This is a genomic window from Sodalis sp. RH24, assembly GCF_047324145.1.
Lineage (GTDB): Bacteria > Pseudomonadota > Gammaproteobacteria > Enterobacterales > Enterobacteriaceae > Acerihabitans.
On the sequence record NZ_CP178729.1, the window covers coordinates 3065935 to 3084701 of the forward strand.

Genomic DNA, 18767 nt, shown 5'->3' on the forward strand with positions numbered 1-18767 from the left:
GCGTTTACGCCTTGTGGGTATGGGTGATGCCGCACCACTCGGCCAGCACTTCGCCGGTATGCTCCCCCACCAGCGGCGGCGGACGGCGGATCATGCCGGGCGTGTCCGACAGGCCGACGGTAACGCCATGGGTGGTATAGACGCCGGCGGTGGGATGCGTAATGTCCACCAGTTGGTTGCGCGCCCTGAGCTGCGGATTCTCCAGCACCTCGTCAATGGTGGCGACCTTGGAGCAGGGCACGCCGGCCAGATCCATCCTGGCCACGACGTCCTCTGCGGTATGGTTTTTTATCCAGTCCGCCACCACCCCGTCGATGGCGCGGTAGTTTTCCAGGCGCGCGTGATAGGTGCTGAAGCGGTCATCCGCCAGCAAATCGGCGCGCTCCATGGCCTGCGCCAGGCGGCCGAACAGCGTATCGGTGCCGGCGGACAGGTAAATCCAGGCGTCGTCGCCGGTCTGGTAGCTGTTTACCGGCGCGGAGAAACGATCGAGATTGCCGATGCGCGACATGGTGCTGCCAAGCTGGGCCTGTTCCGGGATGGCTGAAATCAGCATGCTGATGGCGCTGTCGAGCAGGCAGGCCTCCACCAGCTGGCCGCGCCCGGTCAGGTGACGGGCGTTCAGCGCCGCCAGCGTGCCGATGGTGGCGTAAAGGGCGGAGGCATAATCCACCATAAAGGTGCCGGACATGGTCGGCGGACCGTCGGGCTGGCCGCAAATGCTCATCAGGCCGCTCATCGCCTGGGCGATGGCGTCAAAGCAGGGACGCTGCGCCAGCGGGCCGGTTTGGCCGAACCCTGAGATGCGTACCATGATCAGGCGCGGGTTGAGTTGTTTCAGGGCTTCCCACCCGCAGCCCATTTTTTCCATGGTGCCGGGGCGAAAGTTTTCGATCAGCACATCGGCCGCGGCGATCAGCTGCCGCAGCTGTTCCTGGTCTTGCGGGTCGCGAAAATCCAGCGCCAGGCTGCGCTTATTGCGGTTGAACGACAGGAAATAGAGGCTTTGTCCGTTTAGCTGCGGCTTGTTCTGGCGCGTGTCCTCCCCCTTGCCCCGCCGCTCGACTTTTACCACGTCCGCGCCCAGATCGGCCAGTTGCATGGCGCACAGGGGACCGGCGATAAAACGCGACAGGTCGAGCACTTTCAGTCCTTCCAGGGATCCTGGCATCATGACACCTCCTGAGGGATTGCCGCATGGCCGGCGGCGGCGTGCACCAGACAGGCAAAAGCCACCATACCGGGATCGTCCAAACCGATGGAACGTTCGGCGAACATGCGCGCGCGGCCGATTTTATTGGGTTTTTGCCGGTATTCTTCCAGCGTGGCGCGCACCGCGCCGACGGCAAGGGCGTGATAATCGTCGCCCGGCGCCGCCGCCTGCAGCGCCCGGCGCACCGCATCCAGCGGGTCCAGCACCGTTTTATCGCCAAGGCTTGCGCCGCCGCGCGCCATCAGCGCCGCCAGCACCGCCTCCAGCAAAGGCGCGATATCCTCGCGCCGCAGCGTGGTTTTGCCGGCGCATTGTTGCGCCGCGGTCAGCAGCGCCACCCCCAGCAGGGTGCCAAAGCTTGATCCCGAGGCGCGCACGCAGGCCATGGCCGCGGCCTGGAATACCGGGGCGATATCCGCGGGCGCCGCCGCCAGGGCCTGGTCGGTTAACCGCGCGCATTTCTCAAGGGTCGCCCCCAAATCGCCGTCGCCCAAACGGCCGTCCAGCTCGTTAAGCCTGGGCGAGACCTCGCGGATTTTGGCGGTACATCGCGTCAACAGCGCAATCAATTCCTGATTGGTCATCAGAGATTACTCCAGTAGGGACAATGGGCCGGCTCCAGCAGCAGGGATTCAAGTTCCCGGTCCAGCCTGATGAGAGACAATGACATGCCGGCCATTTCCATCGAGGTGGCATAACGGCCGGTGCGGGGCGCCACGACCTGGATGCCCTGGTCACGCAGGCGCCGGTCTACATGGCGATACAGTATAAACAACTCTTCCAGCGGCGTGGCGCCGAGGGAATTGACCATGACCGACACCCGGTCGCCGGCGGCGTAACCGCCGTCCTGAATCAGCGTATCCAGCATTTCACCCACCATTTCATCGGCGCTTAGCAGCGGGCCGCGGCGGATGCCCGGCTCGCCGTGGATGCCCATGCCGATTTCCATCTCGTCGTCGCCCAGCGTAAAGGTCGGTTTGCCCGCCTCCGGTACGGTACAAGACGACAGCGCCACGCCGAGCGTGACCGTGTTGTCCAGGGCGCGCGCGGCGACGGCGGCGACGGATTCCAGCGTGGCGCCGGGCTGCTCGGCCCTGGCGCCGGCAATTTTATAGGCATAAACCAGGCCGGCGACGCCGCGGCGTTTGTGCCGTTCCGCGCGCGGCGCGCTGCCGGCGTCGTCGGCGGCCAGCACCGTCGCCGTGCGGATATTTTCCGCCGCCAGCATCTCGGCGGCCATGGCGAAATTCATCTTGTCGCCGCCGTAATTGCCGAACAACAGCAGCACGCCCCGGCCGTTATCGGCGGCGCGAATGGCGTCCATGCAGTCCATCACGGCGGGGCCGGCAAACACGTTACCCACCGCGCAGGCATCCAGCAGGCCCTGGCCGACATAACCGGCAAACAAAGGCAAATGCCCGCTGCCGCCGCCGGAAACAATCGCCACTTTATCTTTTTTGACGCCGGCGTTGCGCACCACGACCCGGCCCTCTTCCCCGATCTGCCGATAGAGATGGGGATGCGCCAGGCACATACCCGCCAGCGCCTCATCGGCATAGGCGTCGGGGGAGTTCAGTATTTTTTTCATAGCGTCTCTCCGCCTGTCAGTAATCCAGGTTCTTTTGCCCGTCGAACATCGTCACCGGGGGGTAGGCGCGCTGTTCGGTAATCACATCGATAACGGTGGTGTTATCGGCGCTGAAGGCGTGTTTCAGGGCCGGTAAAAAATCAGCGGGATTCTCGATACGCACCCCCTCGCAGCCGCAGGCGCGGGCAATGGCGGCATGGTCCACCGGCTTGAAATCACAGGCGTCGGAATAATCGCCGAACAGCGTTTTCTCCGCGTGTTTTTCGTAGCCGAGGATTTCATTATTCAGCACCACCAGCACCACATTGGCCCCCATGCGCCGGGCGGTTTCCAGCTCCGACCATACATGGGCGAAACCGCCGTCGCCCACCAGCGCGAAGACCGGCGCCTCGGGACGGGCGATCTTGGCGCCTACCGCATAGGGAAATCCCCACCCCAGGCCGGCCAGGCCGCGCGGGGTAACAAACCGGGCGCCGACGGCGCGCGCCTTGAGAAAATTGGCCACCCAGATCGAGGAATAGCTGGCGTCGGAGACCACGATCGTCTCCGGCGTTAAGAGGGAATCCAGATCGAGCATCAGGCGTTCCGGGCGAATCGGGCGGGCGTTGAGATCCAGGGTTTGCTGCACCTCCGATTGCCAGGTTTCATGGGCGGCGGCAATCCTGGCGGCAATGGCGGAACGGGCGCCGCGGCGCTTGCCGAGATCCTGCCGTTTCATGGCCGCCGTCAGCGCCTGCAGGGTCAGTTTGGCGTCGCCCACCAGACGCAGCGCGTCGTAGTTGCGGCCCACTTCCTGGCTGTCGATATCCAGGTGGATATATTTGGCCTCCTGCGGATACAGGCTCCAGCTATCGGTGCCGTTCTGGTTGGTACGGTTGCCAATCAGCAGGATGACATCGGCGTCGGCCACCATATCGCGCAGATGGCGGGTACGGCCGCGCGCGCCCATAAAATACCCGACCACGCCCAACGAAAGCTCATGGTCCTCGCTGACCGCCCCTTTGCCCATGGCGGTGGTGGCCACCGACAGGCAGGCCGCATCCTGCAGCGCCGCAACCTCCCGGGCGGCATCGGAAATATGCACGCCGCCGCCGGCGATAATCAACGGCGCCGCGGCCCCGGCCAGCAGGCGCGCCGCTTCTTCAATCGCCTCGGGCGCGGCCACCGTGCGATCCAGCGGAAAATGCCCGAGCGAGGAGGCATGCCGGCGGGGATGTTGCGGCGCGGCCTCGTTAAACAGATCGATGGGAACGATAATCACCACCGGGCCGGGGCGGCCCGACGCGGCGGCGGTAAACGCCATGTCGATATAATCATCAAGCCGGTCGATGTCGGTAACGCGGCGCGTCCACTTCGACACGCCTTTAAACAAATCGAGATGGTCCAGTTCCTGGAACGCGTTTTTATCGGTCATTTTGCGATGCACATCCTGCACCACCGCCACCACCGGCACCGAGGCCTTATAACACTCCGCCAGCCCGGCCACCAGCAGGGTGGCCGCCGGACCGTTTTGCGCGGTGACCACCGCCACCTTATGGGACAGGCGCGCATAAGCGTCCGCCATATACGTACCGGCGTTTTCCGCACGATAGCCCACCTGGCGGATACCGTATTCCGGCGTGGCCAAAAACAGCGCGGCCGGAATGCTTTGGCCAAAAATCACCTCCACGCCATGGCGTTTCAGCGCGGCGGCGAAGATATGCGCCCCGGTCCTGCGCTGCCCTGTGTTTTTCCCGCTACCTTCTGTGTCCATGCATGACTCCCCTTCGTTGTTTCCGCGCTCCCCGTTATCCAGACCTCAATCAAGGTTAACAGAGTGGCAACCAAGCCGTAACATAGCGCCAGCCTCCCATAAAAACGTTTCTAATAAAAACGTTTTTATTAGGATTTGTGGGACAGGATCACAGAATAAACACTTTCAGAAATACCGAAAAAACATTAACCCATTGTTTTAAATTAATTTATTAATTCAATGGTTTTTTAGGAAGGAGGCGGGGCAGCCTTGCGCGCCGGCAAGCCGCCTTATCACCACTGGCGCGCCATCGCCCGGTCAGCTATCCGGTTTTTTTGCGTCCGACAGATAGATTTCCGCCATGGCATAGCTGCCGTTACCCGGCGAACCGGCGCTAAATTCGCCGATATCGTGAAAAACCAGCAGCCGGTCAAAAGCATTATTAAATTGGAGCACCATCTGCTTTTGTTTGGGATAGCTGATGCCCGCCAGATTAAACAGTGCCTCGGGCACGCTTACGCCGCCAAGAGAAATGCCCATGCCGGCGTTATTCTCATCATCGATACGGTATATTTCAATGTAACCGTCGGAGAAACCAACCGCGACCAGCGCATTCAACGCTGAGAACGCGACGCTGACCACCTTGCCCAGGCGAAAGTTCTCCAGGTTGAAAGGCCGTCCGCGCCGCAGTATCAAGCGGTTATCGGTAACGGTATCGATCAGCATTATCTCATGCTGGCGTAATGGGCTACCGTGCCCGCTATAACCGAGAAAACGCTGGTCGGGGGAGACGAAATCCGGCTGGTAACCTTCAGGCGCGCGCCAGCGGGGTTGCGGGTCATCCTGCAAGGACCAATAATGTTGCCGCGGTACAAACAGCTCGCCCCGATCGGTAACCCACCATGCCCGGCCATGGGCCACCGAACCGGTAACAACGACTTCCCTCGAATAAGCAATATCCGCCTCCCCGGTCCGCGCGCCCATGGCCGGCATGGCGTAAAACAGCGCGCGCTGCGTTATCGGTGCGCTGAAGTGAAGCACCACCACCGTGGCGCCGTCGGGAGAAACGATAATATCATCCACCGGCTGGCGGCTGTCATTGCGCAATAAGCGTCTTTTAACGCCGTCGGGTGTTTGCGCCCAGAGATGATCCGCTTCATCACACCAGAACACCGGCTGCTGTGTTTCCGCCAGGGCATGTTTGGTCACCGTCGTCCGCTGCGGGTCCTCAAACAGCGGCAGCCAACGACGGAATCCGTCCTCGCTGACGAGTTCCTGTATGGCTATCCGGTCGACAAACAGCCGTATGACAAATTTTTTTTCCTGGTGCGGCCCCGCCGGAACCGGTGTATGGCTGACAATAAACAGCATGGGCTCCGGCCCTTCGGCAATCAGGACTGGCGCCGGGAAACCCCATTCCTGTCCCGCCAACTGCGCCAACTGCCGGCTTGCCAGCAGGCTCTCTCCCTCGTTACGCCGGCCGCAGGCCGTCGCCACGTTTTCCAGCGTGGCCCAGAGTGCCAGGGGATGGAAGTCGGCAATCCACTCCATCGGCAGGCGGTCGTCTTTCCTGAACGCGCGCAGCGCTACGCTTGAAGCATGCAAAAGCTCCAATCGGCGATGAGGATCAAGACGAAGCAGCAGCGCCACCTGGCGCAGACGACCGCCAAGATGCGATTGCCGCGCGGGAGAAAGGCCGTCAGTCATGTTGCCCGGCTGGCATAACGCCGCCAGGGTGGGGTATTTTTTTTTCGCAAAGGCGCGAACGGCAAGCTTTTCAAACCGGGAAAGGAATTCGTCGTCTCCCTGGCCCGGCAGGTGAAAAGACGACCGGAGGACGGACAGCTCAAAACTTCCGGTGAACAATTCATAGCGTAAGGTCCATACGCCCTCATGGCTATCCCCTTCCTCCCCCGGCAGACCATGGTAATACGCGCCGGCGGGCGTGATGGATAAAAACCGATCGCCGTTTTTTAGGAACATGCGTTTACCGTAGCGGAAAGCGCCGTTGAAAAGCGGCGGCTGCAGGATATCGCCGGGGAATGCCCGGGTGGACGGCGGGATAGCGTCCATTTTCCGGCGCAAATCCTCGCCGATCCGGTGGGAATTGAGCCGATCGAGCGGCGAGGCAAAAACAAAATCAGCCTCGTCGGGAAGATACGCCACGCGAAAAGCCGGCGCTGCTGCGTTTCGCGGATGACGCAACAGGAAGGTGGCGGCATTCTTTTCCGGCGCAAGGAGAAATTTTGCCTCGCCGATTGCCACATCCAGGTGTGCGTCATCGTAAATATTGGCGGCGAATCCGGAAATTTCCCCCTCATCATCCAGCCGGTAATCCGTCAATAATTGACGCCACGTGCGCAGGCTGCGCGATCCCGTATCCCGTTTACGGCGTCCTGGCAACTGCATCAGGCGCAGCCTAAAAGTCCTGTCGTCAGCGCCGCGATCAATCATCGAGATAAAATCTCCGGCCACGGGGGGAGAGATATGCCATTCATCGGTATTATCCGCCGGCATCAGAATGCCGCTGTCATGGGCGAAGGCCCAGCGCCGGCCATTGATTTCAAATAGCACCCACCGATTGCCAACATATTCGACCTGATAAATAGGATGCACCACCACCAGGTTTATCGGTAAGGTGGTGTTAAGCAACCAGACAAAATGTCCCTCCTGCGCCTGGGAGATATTGGCGGCCTTTTCAATCTTGAAGTCCGGATGGCGATAGGTCTCCAGCCGGCATTGCGCATCGCCGGTATAGATGCAGTAATATTTTTTATAGATGCCGAACCGGCTCTGCAAATCCAACTGGGAAAACATTAATTCGCCGTGGGGCATGCGCTCGCCGGTCTGCGCCGCCACCATGCTGCTGTCTTGTATCTGCAATACCAAATAGGAAATCCCTTTCACATTGATGGTAAGGGGTGTATCTGCCTGGTCCCCATAGGTCAATTGATAATTCTGGGTAGCATTGATAGAGACGTACTGAGGGATTTTCCCGGTGATTTTGGCCAGGCTAGACCGCCATGGTATCAGCCCAACCGCCGTTCTACCGAGCACCGCAAGGTAGACCCCTTTGGTCAGGAGACTCAGCGATCGCAGCGCGGCAAAACCGGGGTCGAAGCTTTTCAACACCTCTTTGCCCATCACATCCATAAATCCCGCGAGTTGCGTTTGGGCGGCCGTGACGCCGCCGGCAATTGGTGTCGAGGCCGGCACCCTGTTGGCGAAAATTTCCCGCTCCGATGCGATGAACCTCGGTCCGCCCAGTGTTTCAGCGGCGCCGATAGCCGCCTCCCGGTACAGGCCCAGACCGGCTTTTACCCCGACAAATATCAGCGGCAACCCCACCAGCGCGCCGTCCACCAGACAATGTGTAAAGGCGGATTGTTGCTGGCCCGCGATAAGAGAATTTACACAGGTGTAAAAGGGAATAAACATGCCGGCCGCCTTATCCAAAATGCGGGGAAAAGGCGACTCGATGGCCTGATAGCCCTGTTCATAAATTTTTTGCCGATAGGATTGGTAGTGAATTTCGGCATAACGCTCCAGGAAAACCGCCAGTGTTTCATTTCGTTGTTTTAGGGGCGCGTTGTGATTCAGGACCGCGAGCGAAAATCGGAAGTGCGGCAGCAATCCCGGCGCCGGCCAACCCTCCATAAAGGGTTTCAGTGCCTCAAGATGGGCATTGTCATAAACAATCCTGCGCAACAGGTAGCCCTGTTCCGTGGTCCGCAACGCAAACAGCCGGCGCTCATGGGTCAGCCGGGCCTGGAAAAAAAACGTATCGGATTTACCCACATTTTGTACGGGCACGCTGGAATAAAACATGTCCGGCACGCGCCGGATGCGCTCCAGCTTCGCAATCACCCAGTCTATGCCGGCATGTTCCAGAAACTTTACGTCCACTGACTGGAGGAGGTGATCATGAAAATCGCTGGGCAGAAAGGCCGCAGCCAGAAGGGAGCTATCCAGGATTTTGATTTTATTGGAAAAATTTTCCACCTCCTGGCGATAAAAGGCATCGAGATCCGGTATGGTCGTACCGTTTTCAGCACATTGCTGGCCGGCAGGCCGGATCATCAGTTGCCGTACCGGATTCTGCTCATAATAGCGGAAATGCCTGGCAGCCGGAGCATGTTTCCTTGACAGTGGAAGCGAAGCCGATCCGCAATACTGCCTGAGCAATTCCTCCGCGGCGCCCTGACGGGTACGCCATGCCGGGCGTTGGTAATCCGCCTGGTAATCGCTGACGCTGTCGTACAGGCGCTGGGCGATAATATGCCTGTTTTCTAATTCTTCTTTGAGAAGCGCGAAAGCAGGGTCCAGCGTTTCATTAACGACTATCTGCCCAAGGTCCAGCTCCGGCCGAGCACGCAGGTAATACAGCAGCAGGCCCAGATGAAACGTAGGTTCCACGCCGGTTGCCAGTAATCCTTGCCGGAAAAGAGCGACCAGCCCCAAGCCCAATTCCATCATGGAAAAAGGAGAGGTGGCGTTAAGATTGTCCATATCTTTCAGCGCGATAGACCTGGCGCCGAATTGTATTAACGTCCAGGTCAGGCTGCCGACCCAAAGGTTATCCAGATCGAGAAAAAAGGGATAATCATTTTTGTGCCACGCCTGCCCTTCCGTCAGGGTATAAAGGCTGTTGAGGTATAGAACAGGAATTTCCGCCGCTTCATAATTTTTCCGCCATAACCGTTCACCTGTCTCGAAGCCCTCGGCGTAGGGCCAGGTTCGTACTACCGCGGCAAACTCTTTTTGCGTCACCTGACGATTTACCGCAAATAATTTTGCCATGCGCAGGGGGATGCTTTCTTCCTGGTAGATAAGCCGGCACAGCATTTGCCCGACCAGGCCGCGTTGTTGCAACGAGCTGAGCGTTTCCCCCCGACGCTCGCCGTAGAGATTGCTGCCGGAAAGCGCCATGCGGGCAATATCCGGTATCAGGGAAGGCTGCCGGGCGACGACGTCGAGCAACTTTGCCGCCAGTTGCAGATCGCCGCAGGTTTCCGGGTCGAGACTCGCCGTTGCGTTTCTGTTGAGAAACAGTGCCAGGAGATAGAATCTATCGGTCCTGATCCGCCGCGAATCCGGTTTCGCCGCGCGTTTAACCTTGCCGCCTTGCGGCAGGCCTAAGAGACGCTGACCCCGGCGCGGCGTAGCGGACATTACGCAAAGCGTATTCCCGCCGCGCAAGGGGGTTGCCCACAACGCCTCCTTCCCCATGACGGGAGACGCCATCAGCAAAGCATAAGCGAGTCTGTGCCACAGGTTTTTGGGCGCTGTCGGCGTTAATGATTCCTCCGCCCCGCAGTGATGAGCGCGCTCCGTATTTAATTGCGCCGCCCGCTGGAAAAGATCGTCGCCGGTTATGGAAGTATTATCTTCCTTTAAATTATTAATCGATGAATAAGCAGAAATAAAAGCATTACTAATATTATTATGCAACAACCGTTCATGATGGCGTGAATGATTTGATGGTGGTATTGTATCGCTGACGCCGCTTACCATAATGGCTACCTTTCCCCATGTCACCTGTTGCTTTGAGTATCTGCCGATAATGATGCGTTAATAAAATAAATTTAAAATATATACTAAATTAAAAAATTAAATTTTTTATCACTTATTCAATTCAATAATAATTATTTCTATATGCGAAAGATATAACACCGCCGCATTCAAGTTTGGCGAATAAAGAACATGCTTGAAAGATATTTATCGCTAAAGATATTTTTCTGTCCCGATGCGCCTGGCGCGCCCTATCGGTGCGGGTCGCCTCCTTGCGCCGCCCTGCTCCTATACTACATAGTCTAACCGGCGCCGGTAATGTCGCGCCTGGGTTCGTCGCCCGCCGGGCCTTCCGCCAGCGTCAGCACCGCCTCCAGATAAGCCCGGATCGCCGCCGCCACGTCCGCCATGGCGACCGCTTCATCGGGATGGTGGCTTATTCCCCGGTCGCAGCGCACGAACAGCATGCCCACCGGCCAGCGTTGCGCCACGGCAATGGCGTCATGACCGGCGCCGCTGGGCAATAACAGGCTTTTTTGCTGCACGGCCTGCACGCTGCCGGCCAGCACGGCTTGCAGGCGTCGATCGCAGGGCGTGGCGTCGATGCGGTAAAACTCCTCGCTGCCGAAGGCACAGGCGTGCTGCCCGGCGATAGCGGCGGCACAGTCCAGCAGGCCGGCAAGCAATGCCGCCAGCGCGCGGTCGTCGGGGCCGCGGACATCCAGCGTTAGCCGGACCTCGCCCGGGATCACGTTTACCGCGCCCGGCAGGCAGTGCAGCTCGCCCACCGTCGCCACCATCTCCGGGCCGTGGGCGGCGACGATATCGTTGATGCGCGCTATCCAGCGCGCGGCGGTATTCAGCGCGTCCGCGCGGTTTGCCATCGGCACGGTGCCCGCATGCCCGGCCGAGCCGGTAAAGCGGCAGTTCAGGCGCCTGGCGCCGTTAATGGCCGAGACCACGCCCAGCGCCAGTCCCGCATTTTCCAGGCAGGGCCCCTGCTCGATATGCAGCTCCAGGTAAGCGCTGAAGGCTGTTTTCTCCCGTTTGGCCCGGCCGATAAGTCCCGCATCCAGCCCGGCGGCGCGCAGCGCCTGAGCGACGCTTATCCCTTCGGCGTCGCGCCGCTCCAGCCAGTCCGGCGGCCAGGTGCCGGTAAGGCCCCGGCTGCCGAGCAGGGCGATGCCGAAGCGCGTGCCCTCCTCATCGGCAAAAGCGATGACCTCAATCGCCATCGGCAACCGCAGCCGGTGCTGGTACAGGTAATGCACCACCTCCAGGGCGGTGAGCACGCCCAGCATACCGTCGTAGCGCCCCGCGTTGCGCACCGTATCCAGATGGGAGCCGAGCAGGATCGCCGGCAGCGCCGGCTGCAACCCCTCGTAACGGCCGCACAGGTTGCCGACCTCGTCCTGCCAGACACGCATCCCTATCGCGCGCATCCATGCGCCGACCTGCAGATTGGCGCGCAGATGTTCCGCAGAAAGATAGACCCGCGTCAGCTCGCCCGGCGTCGCGCTGATTTCCGCCAGCGTATCGCAGCGCGCCATCACCCTGAGCGCGGCGCTGCCGGCCAAATCCGCCGTCATTCTCGGTTGCGTCATTACACCTCCGCCGCGGCTGTGTAATGATCCCAGGCCGCCTGCGTGCCGGCGCCCTGCCCGCTGGCAAAACCCAGCCGGTTCAGCACCGCTTCCAGCGCGGCCAGGGTCTGCATCACGCAATCCTTGCGCGCGTTATAGCCCATGGTGCCGATACGCCAGATCTTGCCGTGCAGCGGGCCGAACGAAGTGCCGATTTCAATGGCGAAATCGTTCAGCAGCAGTTGCCGTACCTGTTCGCCGTTGATGCCGTCGGGTATCACCACTCCCAGCACATTATTCATTTTATGGCGTATATCGCCGAAGACGCCCAGCCCCATGGCCTGGATACCGGCCAGCATCGCCGCGCCGTGCAGTTCATGGCGGGCGATGGCGTTATCCAGCCCTTCCTGCAGCAGGATGCGCGCGCACTCCCGGGCGGCGAATAGCATGCTGGTGGCCTCGGTATGATGATTCAGCCGCTCCGGCCCCCAGTAATCCATGATCATGCCGAGATCAAAATAGTTGGAATAGATCATTTCATCATCGCCGTCCCGATGATCGGCGGTGCGGATCCCCTGCTCCACGCATTTGCGGCGGCGGATCTGCTCTTCAAAGCGCGGGCTCAACGTGACCGGCGCGCTGCCGGACGGGCCGCCGAGGCATTTCTGCAGGCCGGCGGATACCGCGTCGAGGCCCCAGGCATCGGTGTCCAGACGGTTGCCGCCGAACGAGGCGGTGGCGTCGGTATAAAACAGCGCGCCGTAACGGCGGCAGATATCGCCCAGCTCCGCCAGCGGCTGCAGCATGGTGGTGGAGGTATCGCCCTGCACCGTCAGTAACGCGCGCGGCCGGATCCGTTTCACGGCGTCCTCGATTTGGCCGGGGCTGAAGACGTCTCCCCAGGGAACCTCAAGGGTGTGTACCTCGGCGCGGCAGCGGCGGGCGATTTCGCATAACAGATGGCCGAAGCGGCCGAATACCGGCACCAGGACCTTATCACCGGGCCGGATAACGGAAAGCAGCACCGCCTCGATGCCGGCGCGCGATGTGCCGTCTACCAGCAGGGTCCAGCGGTTGGCGGTGTTGAACAGCTGGCGGTACAACGCCATCACCTCGTTCATATAGCCGGTCATCGCCGGATCATACTGGCCGATAAGCTGGGCCGACATCGCCCTGAGCACGCGCGGATCGGCATTAATCGGCCCCGGCCCCATCAGCAGCCGGGCCGGCGGATTCATCTGGTCATAGCTCGCAATATCCAACATGATTTATCCTTCCGAGAACGCTATTAATCTATTTAGTAATACGCCAAGTAAGTCGGCAACGGGGATCCGCCTCACCGGTCCTGAACCCCGCTGCCCGCCGCGCCCAATCCAGGCGGCGGCAGGGATGCAGATCCTGGCGCCGGACAGCCAGGCCTAGGCGTCGCCGAGGCCCCGTACCGAGGCAATAAACTGTTTCAGTTCCGCCGTCCGCGGCCGGGCGAACAGTTCTCGGCTTGCGCCCTGCTCCCACACCGTGCCCTGGTGCATAAACGCCACCCGGTCGCCGACTTCGCGGGCAAAGCTCATTTCATGGGTGACCAGGATCAGGGTCATGCCTTCGCCGGCCAGTTTTTCCAGCACTTTCAACACTTCCCCCACCAGTTCCGGATCCAGCGCCGAGGTGATCTCATCGCACAGCAGCACCTTGGGATCCATCGCCAGCGCGCGGGCGATGGCCACCCGCTGCTGCTGGCCGCCGGAAAGGCTGGCGGGGTGGTAATCCAACCGGTCGCCCAGGCCGACCTTGTCCAGCATCGATACCGCCAGTTCGCGGCATTCGCCCGCATTTTTCCCCAGCACCCGGCGCGGCGCCAGCATCACGTTTTGCAGCGCGGTCATATGCGGGAACAGATTGAAATTCTGGAACACCATCCCCACCGAACGACTGATTTCCCGCGCCTGGGCATCACGGTGGGTCACCGTCATGCCGCCCAGCTTAATGCTGCCTTCCTGATACTCTTCCAGGCCGTTGATGCAGCGCAGCAGGGTGCTTTTGCCGGAACCGCTGCGCCCGATAATCGACACCACCTCGCCGGCGTCGATATCCAGATCGATCCCCTTCAGCACATGGTTCTGGCCGTAATATTTCTGCACCTGGTTAATGGTTATCAGCGGCATGATACTTTTTCTCCAGATAATGGCTGAGGCGGGAAAGGGGATAACACATCAGGAAATACCCCAGCGCCACCAGGCCGAAGACTTTAAACGGCTGGAAGGTGACGTTGGTGAGCATGGTCCCCGCCTTGGTCAGCTCGACAAAACCGATGATGGACGCCAGCGCGGTGCCTTTAACCACCTGTACCGAAAACCCCACCGTCGGCGCAATGGCGATGCGGATGGCCTGCGGCGCCATGACCCGCAGCAGGGTCTGGCCGAAGCTTAAGCCCAGGCAGCGGGACGCTTCCCACTGTCCTTTCGGCAGGGCATCGATACTGCCGCACCAGATATCCACCAGGAACGCGCTGGTGAACAACGTCAATGCCAGCGCCGCCGCCAGCCAGGGGCTGACATCAATGCCGAACAGCGCCAGGCCGAAAAAGGCCAGGAACAGCTGCATCAGCAGCGGCGTGCCCTGGAACAGGTTACTGTAGGCGCGAACACCCTGCTTTAGCCAGCGCCGGCGCGACAGGCGCATCAACATCAGCGGCAGGGTCAACAGGCCGCCGCCGGCAAAGGCCACCAGCGACAACAGCAGCGTCCAGCGCGCGGCCAGCAGCAGGTTGCGCAGGATATCCCAGTCGGTAAACGACGTCATGCCTCTTCTCCGCCGAAGATCAGGCGCCCGGCCCGTAGCAATACCTGGCGCATCAGCAGCGACAGCATCAGATACATCAGCGTCACCACCAGGTACACCTCAAAACTCAGGAACGTACGCGACTGGATAAGGCTGCCGGCAAACGTCAGTTCCTCATAAGACACCTGGGAAACCACCGACGATCCGAGCATCACGATCACGCACTGGCTCACCAGCGCGGGGTAGATGCGTTTTAATGCCGGCGGCAGCACCACCCGCAGGAAGACCTGGCCGCGCGACAGGCCGAGCACCCGGCCGGCCTCCCACTGCCCCTTCGGCGTGGCCTGGATGCCCGCGCGGATGATTTCCGTGCTGTAGGCGCCGAGATTCACCACCATCGCCAGCAGCGCCGCCTCGCCGGCGGTCATTTTCAGCCCCAGCGCCGGCAGGCCGAAGACGATAAAAAACAGCTGCACCACAAACGGCGTATTGCGGATAAGCTCCACATAGACGCCCCATAACCGGCCCGGCACGACATACCGGCCGCTGCGGATAGCCGCGCCGCACACGCCGAGGGTAATACCGCCCGCCGTGGCGGCGGTGGTCAGCATCAGGGTCACCCACAGCCCGGACAGCAGTTCGGGCGTATAGGGCCACAGGGCGGCGAAATTAAGCTGATAGGTCATGGGCGCGGCGTCCTCAGGCGCCCAAATCGGCCGGCAGCGGCGCTTTCATCCATTTTTCGGACAGACTGTTGAGGGTATTGTCTTTCAGCGCTTCGTCGATCAGGGCGTTAACCTTCTCCTTCAGCGCCGGCTCATCCTTGCGCAGGCCGACATAGCACGGCGAGTCCTTAAGCATAAATTTCGCCGCCGGCGCCTTGGCCGGGTTCTGGCGGGCAATGGCGCTCACCACCAGATTACCGGTCGCCACATACTGCACCTGGCCGGACATATAGGCCGACAGCGTGGTGTTGTTATCTTCATAACGCTTGATCTGGGCATCCTTCGGCGCCAGATCGGTCAGCACCATATCCTCCACCGCGCCGCGGGTCACCCCCACCGTTTTGCCGGCCAGTTCCGCCGGCGCTTTCAGCCCGTCGTCCTTCGGCCCGAAGACGCCGAGGAAAAACGGCGCGTAAGCGCGGCTGAAATCAATGGTTTTTTCGCGCTCGGCGTTTTTACCCAAACTGGAAATCACCAGATCGACCTTGTCCGTTTGCAAATAAGGCACCCGGTTGGCGCTGGTCACCGGCACCAGCTGCAATTTCAGCTTCATCTTGTCGGCCAGGTAACGCGCCATGTCGATATCGTAGCCCTGGGGCTGCAGATCGGTGCCGACCGACCCAAAAGGGGGGAAGTCCTGTGGAATGGCGACCCGCAGCACGCCGCGCTGCTGGATTTGCTGTAACTGATCGGCCAGGGCCGCCCCCGCCTGGGTAAACAACAGGACCGCGCCCGCCAGGGCTATAAGCTGTTTTCTGATTTGCATACCGGGTTCCCAAGATGAAGTAATGAAACAAATGATTCTCAGGCTAATTATCTGCAACTAATGTGCCAAATGAAACCATTGATTCACGCCGGGGAACACCGGGGGGAAACATCAGGCCAGCCCCGCCATAAGCGGGGTTATGCTAACGGGAATGGCAAAGCCTTGGCCCTGCGGCGGGAAAATAACGCACCCATAAAGTGCAAGCGCACCGCTATGTCGCGCTGTTTTTTTATGAACCCCGGGGTTCAAGCTCATCCAGTTCGCCATACCCATCGGCGATACTGTGGATGCGCGCCCGTCCCTGGGCCAGGGTATGATGCAGCAATGCGTTGCTGATAAGGTTCGCCAGGCTCATGGCAGACGAGTAGGAATCAAACGCCGATACGCTGTCAAGCGTTGCGGCGATATGCCAGCGCGCCAGCGGAATCAGCGCCTGCGCCTGGGGCTCGCTTATCAGCAGCACCGGCACGGCGTTATTTTTAAGCTGCAATAATAACGGCCGGATTTGCGGCGTGCGCCGGCGAAACGCCACCACCACCACCATATCCTCGGCGGTCAGATCCACTATTTCTTCGGCCAGCGTCTGCCCCGGCTGCGGCAGCAGGCTCACCCGCCCGCGCACCTGCAGCAGTTGCTGGCGCAGGTGCATCGCCACCGGATAGCTGTTGCGCAAGCCCACCAGACACAGACGCCGGGCATTATCCATCGCCGTTATCACCGCGGAAAACTGCGCGCCGTCCAGCCGGTTGACCCAGTAGGTCAGGTTAGCCATTTCCTGTTTGTAATGCCGTGACAACAGCGTGTTGCCCTGGACCGCGTCGCGGCTATCGGTTAACGGCATCCCGCTTTGGCGCAACACCCGCAGTTCGTCGCGCATCTGGCGATAGTTATCATAACCCAGGCGTTTGAACAGCCGGCTGACGGTCGCCTTGGAGACGCCGCTTAAACGCGACAGCTCCGCGCTGTTATAACTGATCAGATCGTCGAAATGATCGAGGATAAACGCGGCGACCCGCTGTTCCTGCGGTGAAAGCTGCGCATAAGCGGCGCGCAGGCGCTCATCGAATTGCTTCATATCTCCTTCCCGGCTGCAACCTTTGTTTCATATTACCCTAGCATATCCTGCCGCGGCGCAGGCAAATGAATCCGGCGGCGCGGGTTGGAACGCCTCTTGCTTAACTGTTGCCAGCCTCCGCCCGTTAACAAGAGATATTGACCACGATGAACAACAGTTCCATGGCGCCGATGGGCATGGCGGTAACGCCTCATCATCTTGCCAGTGAAAGCGCGCTGGCCGTCCTGCGCGCGGGCGGCAACGCCATTGAAGCGATGGTGGCCGCCGCCGCGTCCATCGCGGTGGTCTACCCGCATATGAACGGCCTGGGCGGCGATGGTTTCTGGCTTATCGTGCCGCCGCGCGGCGAGCCGGTCGCCATCGATGCCGGCGGCCCGGCGGGTTCGCTGGCGACCTTCGATTTTTACCGGGATGAGGCGCTTATCCCCCATCGCGGCGCGATGTCGGCGCTGACGGTGGCGGGCACGGTGGCCGGCTGGGCTGAGGCGCTGTCGCTCTCGGCGGAAATGGGCTACCCGCGGCTGCCGCTATCAAGCCTGCTCGCGGACGCCATCCGTTATGCCGCCGACGGCATGCCGGTTTCCCTGTCGCAGGAACAGGCTTCCCGCGCCAAATTCTCCGAACTGGCGGGCCGGGCGGATTTTGCCCGGGTGTTTTTTCCCCATCGGGAGATTCCGCTGGCCGGCAGCCGCTTTACCCAGCCGCGGCTCGCCGAAACCCTTATCGCCCTGGCGGAGCAGGGACTGGACAGTTTTTACCGCGGCCCGGTAGCCGCCGGCATGGCCCAGGAAATGAAGGCGATCGGCATGCCGGTCACCGCCGCGGATTTGGCCGCTTACCGCGCCAGACGGCGCGCCCCGCTGCGCCTGGCGCACGGCAAAGGCGAGCTGTTTAACCTGGCGCCACCCACCCAGGGCCTGGTGTCGCTGGCCATCCTCGGCATTACCGATCGCCTGTCCATGGCCGCGCAGTCTGAAACCCAGACCATCCATCGCATCGTCGAGGCCACCAAGCTGGCGTTCGCGCTGCGCGATGAAGTTATCACCGACCCGGCGCACCTGGCCTGCGATCCTGACGCCCTGCTGGCGCCCGCTTTCCTGGACGGCCTGGCGCGCCGGGTGGACGCCGAACGCGCCGCGCCCTGGGGCAGTATGCTGGCGCCGGGGGATACGGTATGGATGGGCACGGTGGACAGCAGCGGGCTGGCGGTGTCCTTTATCCAGAGCATTTACCACGAATTCGGCAGCGGCGTGGTGCTGCCGAAAAGCGGTATATTGTGGCAAAACCGCGGCGCCGCCTTTAGCCTGGAGCCCGGGCATTTGCGGGCGCTGGCGCCGGGCAAATATCCGTTCCATACGCTTAATCCGGCCGCCGCAAAGCTGCATGACGGCCGGGTCATGGTCTACGGCGCCATGGGCGGGGACGGCCAGCCGCAGACCCAGGCGGCGATATTTACCCGCCATATCATGCAGGGCATGCCGTTGCAGCAAGCCGTCAACGCGCCCCGCTGGCTGCTGGGGCGGACCTGGGGGCAGGCCACCGATACCCTGAAACTCGAAGGGCGTTTTAGCGGCGCCACCTTTGATGCCCTGCGCGTGCTCGGCCACGAGGTGGAGTCCCTGCCGGATTTCAGCGAAGCGGTCGGACACGCCGGCGCGATAGTGCGCCATACCAACGGGATGCTGGAGGGCGCGTTTGACCCGCGCAGCAACGGCAGCGCCGCCGGATTTTAGTGTTAGCAAAACCTGGAGAACCTGATGGATAAGCCCTTGATTCCGACCGATGCGGTACCCATG

At 61.0% G+C, this 18767-nt stretch carries 13 protein-coding genes; 1 reads left to right on the forward strand and 12 read right to left on the reverse strand.

The annotated features are described in order from the left end of the window. Positions 1-4: 4 nt before the first annotated feature. The 12 genes from ACL2XG_RS13995 to ACL2XG_RS14050 all read right to left on the reverse strand — a co-directional run bounded on the left by ACL2XG_RS13995 (position 5) and on the right by ACL2XG_RS14050 (position 16971). Positions 5-1174, reverse strand: coding sequence for a CaiB/BaiF CoA transferase family protein (locus ACL2XG_RS13995; protein ID WP_410012488.1), 1170 nt, complete (start codon positions 1172-1174; stop codon positions 5-7). Then, positions 1171-1797: a DAK2 domain-containing protein gene (locus tag ACL2XG_RS14000; protein ID WP_410012489.1), complete on the reverse strand. Its 627-nt coding sequence runs from the start codon at positions 1795-1797 to the stop codon at positions 1171-1173. Before ACL2XG_RS14000 ends, ACL2XG_RS13995 begins: the two co-directional genes overlap by 4 nt. Continuing rightward, on the reverse strand, positions 1797-2801 hold the full coding sequence (locus ACL2XG_RS14005) for a dihydroxyacetone kinase subunit DhaK (RefSeq protein WP_413721930.1): 1005 nt from the start codon (positions 2799-2801) through the stop codon (positions 1797-1799). The genes ACL2XG_RS14000 and ACL2XG_RS14005 overlap by 1 nt, the downstream gene beginning before the upstream one ends. A gap of 16 nt (positions 2802-2817) precedes the next feature. Then, positions 2818-4554 (reverse strand): acetolactate synthase catalytic subunit, encoded by a 1737-nt coding sequence (locus ACL2XG_RS14010; RefSeq protein ID WP_413721929.1) that lies wholly within the window; start codon positions 4552-4554, stop codon positions 2818-2820. Positions 4555-4851: 297 nt separating this feature from the next. After that, a complete protein-coding gene (locus ACL2XG_RS14015; RefSeq protein ID WP_413721928.1) occupies positions 4852-9777 on the reverse strand; it encodes a hypothetical protein in 4926 nt (1641 codons plus the stop codon). A 569-nt stretch (positions 9778-10346) separates the two neighbouring features. Continuing rightward, positions 10347-11648: an allantoate amidohydrolase gene (hpxK, locus tag ACL2XG_RS14020; protein WP_413721927.1), complete on the reverse strand. Its 1302-nt coding sequence runs from the start codon at positions 11646-11648 to the stop codon at positions 10347-10349. Next, positions 11648-12892, reverse strand: coding sequence for a pyridoxal-phosphate-dependent aminotransferase family protein (locus ACL2XG_RS14025; RefSeq protein ID WP_413721926.1), 1245 nt, complete (start codon positions 12890-12892; stop codon positions 11648-11650). The genes hpxK and ACL2XG_RS14025 overlap by 1 nt, the downstream gene beginning before the upstream one ends. A gap of 153 nt (positions 12893-13045) precedes the next feature. Next, on the reverse strand, positions 13046-13789 hold the full coding sequence (locus ACL2XG_RS14030; protein WP_413721925.1) for an amino acid ABC transporter ATP-binding protein: 744 nt from the start codon (positions 13787-13789) through the stop codon (positions 13046-13048). Next, the gene (locus tag ACL2XG_RS14035; RefSeq protein ID WP_410012496.1) at positions 13770-14426 is read right to left on the reverse strand and encodes an amino acid ABC transporter permease; all 657 of its coding nucleotides are present in this window, start codon (positions 14424-14426) and stop codon (positions 13770-13772) included. Before ACL2XG_RS14035 ends, ACL2XG_RS14030 begins: the two co-directional genes overlap by 20 nt. After that, a complete protein-coding gene (locus tag ACL2XG_RS14040) occupies positions 14423-15091 on the reverse strand; it encodes an amino acid ABC transporter permease (protein WP_410012497.1) in 669 nt (222 codons plus the stop codon). Before ACL2XG_RS14040 ends, ACL2XG_RS14035 begins: the two co-directional genes overlap by 4 nt. Before the next feature lie 13 nt (positions 15092-15104). After that, positions 15105-15896: a transporter substrate-binding domain-containing protein gene (locus ACL2XG_RS14045; protein ID WP_410012498.1), complete on the reverse strand. Its 792-nt coding sequence runs from the start codon at positions 15894-15896 to the stop codon at positions 15105-15107. Between the two features lie 229 nt (positions 15897-16125). Continuing rightward, entirely contained in the window at positions 16126-16971 is an 846-nt protein-coding gene (locus ACL2XG_RS14050; RefSeq protein WP_410012499.1) for a MurR/RpiR family transcriptional regulator, read from the reverse strand. A 146-nt stretch (positions 16972-17117) separates the two neighbouring features. Between ACL2XG_RS14050 and ACL2XG_RS14055 the strand changes: the two genes are divergently transcribed. Further along, positions 17118-18704, forward strand: a complete 1587-nt coding sequence (locus ACL2XG_RS14055; RefSeq protein ID WP_413721924.1) for a gamma-glutamyltransferase family protein — start codon at positions 17118-17120, stop codon at positions 18702-18704. Positions 18705-18767: the final 63 nt, after the last annotated feature.

What these genes read in the sequence shown, in the direction of transcription:
- ACL2XG_RS14005 (WP_413721930.1), bottom strand. Translation starts at nt 2,801, where the DNA reads ATGAAAAAAATACTGAACTCCCCCGACGCCTATGCCGATGAGGCGCTG.
- ACL2XG_RS14040 (WP_410012497.1), bottom strand. Translation starts at nt 15,091, where the DNA reads ATGACCTATCAGCTTAATTTCGCCGCCCTGTGGCCCTATACGCCCGAA.
- ACL2XG_RS14055 (WP_413721924.1), top strand. Translation starts at nt 17,118, where the DNA reads ATGAACAACAGTTCCATGGCGCCGATGGGCATGGCGGTAACGCCTCAT.
- ACL2XG_RS14030 (WP_413721925.1), bottom strand. Translation starts at nt 13,789, where the DNA reads ATGCCGCTGATAACCATTAACCAGGTGCAGAAATATTACGGCCAGAAC.
- hpxK (WP_413721927.1), bottom strand. Translation starts at nt 11,648, where the DNA reads ATGACGCAACCGAGAATGACGGCGGATTTGGCCGGCAGCGCCGCGCTC.
- ACL2XG_RS14015 (WP_413721928.1), bottom strand. Translation starts at nt 9,777, where the DNA reads ATGGCGTCTCCCGTCATGGGGAAGGAGGCGTTGTGGGCAACCCCCTTG.
- ACL2XG_RS13995 (WP_410012488.1), bottom strand. Translation starts at nt 1,174, where the DNA reads ATGATGCCAGGATCCCTGGAAGGACTGAAAGTGCTCGACCTGTCGCGT.
- ACL2XG_RS14000 (WP_410012489.1), bottom strand. Translation starts at nt 1,797, where the DNA reads ATGACCAATCAGGAATTGATTGCGCTGTTGACGCGATGTACCGCCAAA.
- ACL2XG_RS14045 (WP_410012498.1), bottom strand. Translation starts at nt 15,896, where the DNA reads ATGCAAATCAGAAAACAGCTTATAGCCCTGGCGGGCGCGGTCCTGTTG.
- ACL2XG_RS14050 (WP_410012499.1), bottom strand. Translation starts at nt 16,971, where the DNA reads ATGAAGCAATTCGATGAGCGCCTGCGCGCCGCTTATGCGCAGCTTTCA.
- ACL2XG_RS14035 (WP_410012496.1), bottom strand. Translation starts at nt 14,426, where the DNA reads ATGACGTCGTTTACCGACTGGGATATCCTGCGCAACCTGCTGCTGGCC.
- ACL2XG_RS14010 (WP_413721929.1), bottom strand. Translation starts at nt 4,554, where the DNA reads ATGGACACAGAAGGTAGCGGGAAAAACACAGGGCAGCGCAGGACCGGG.
- ACL2XG_RS14025 (WP_413721926.1), bottom strand. Translation starts at nt 12,892, where the DNA reads ATGTTGGATATTGCGAGCTATGACCAGATGAATCCGCCGGCCCGGCTG.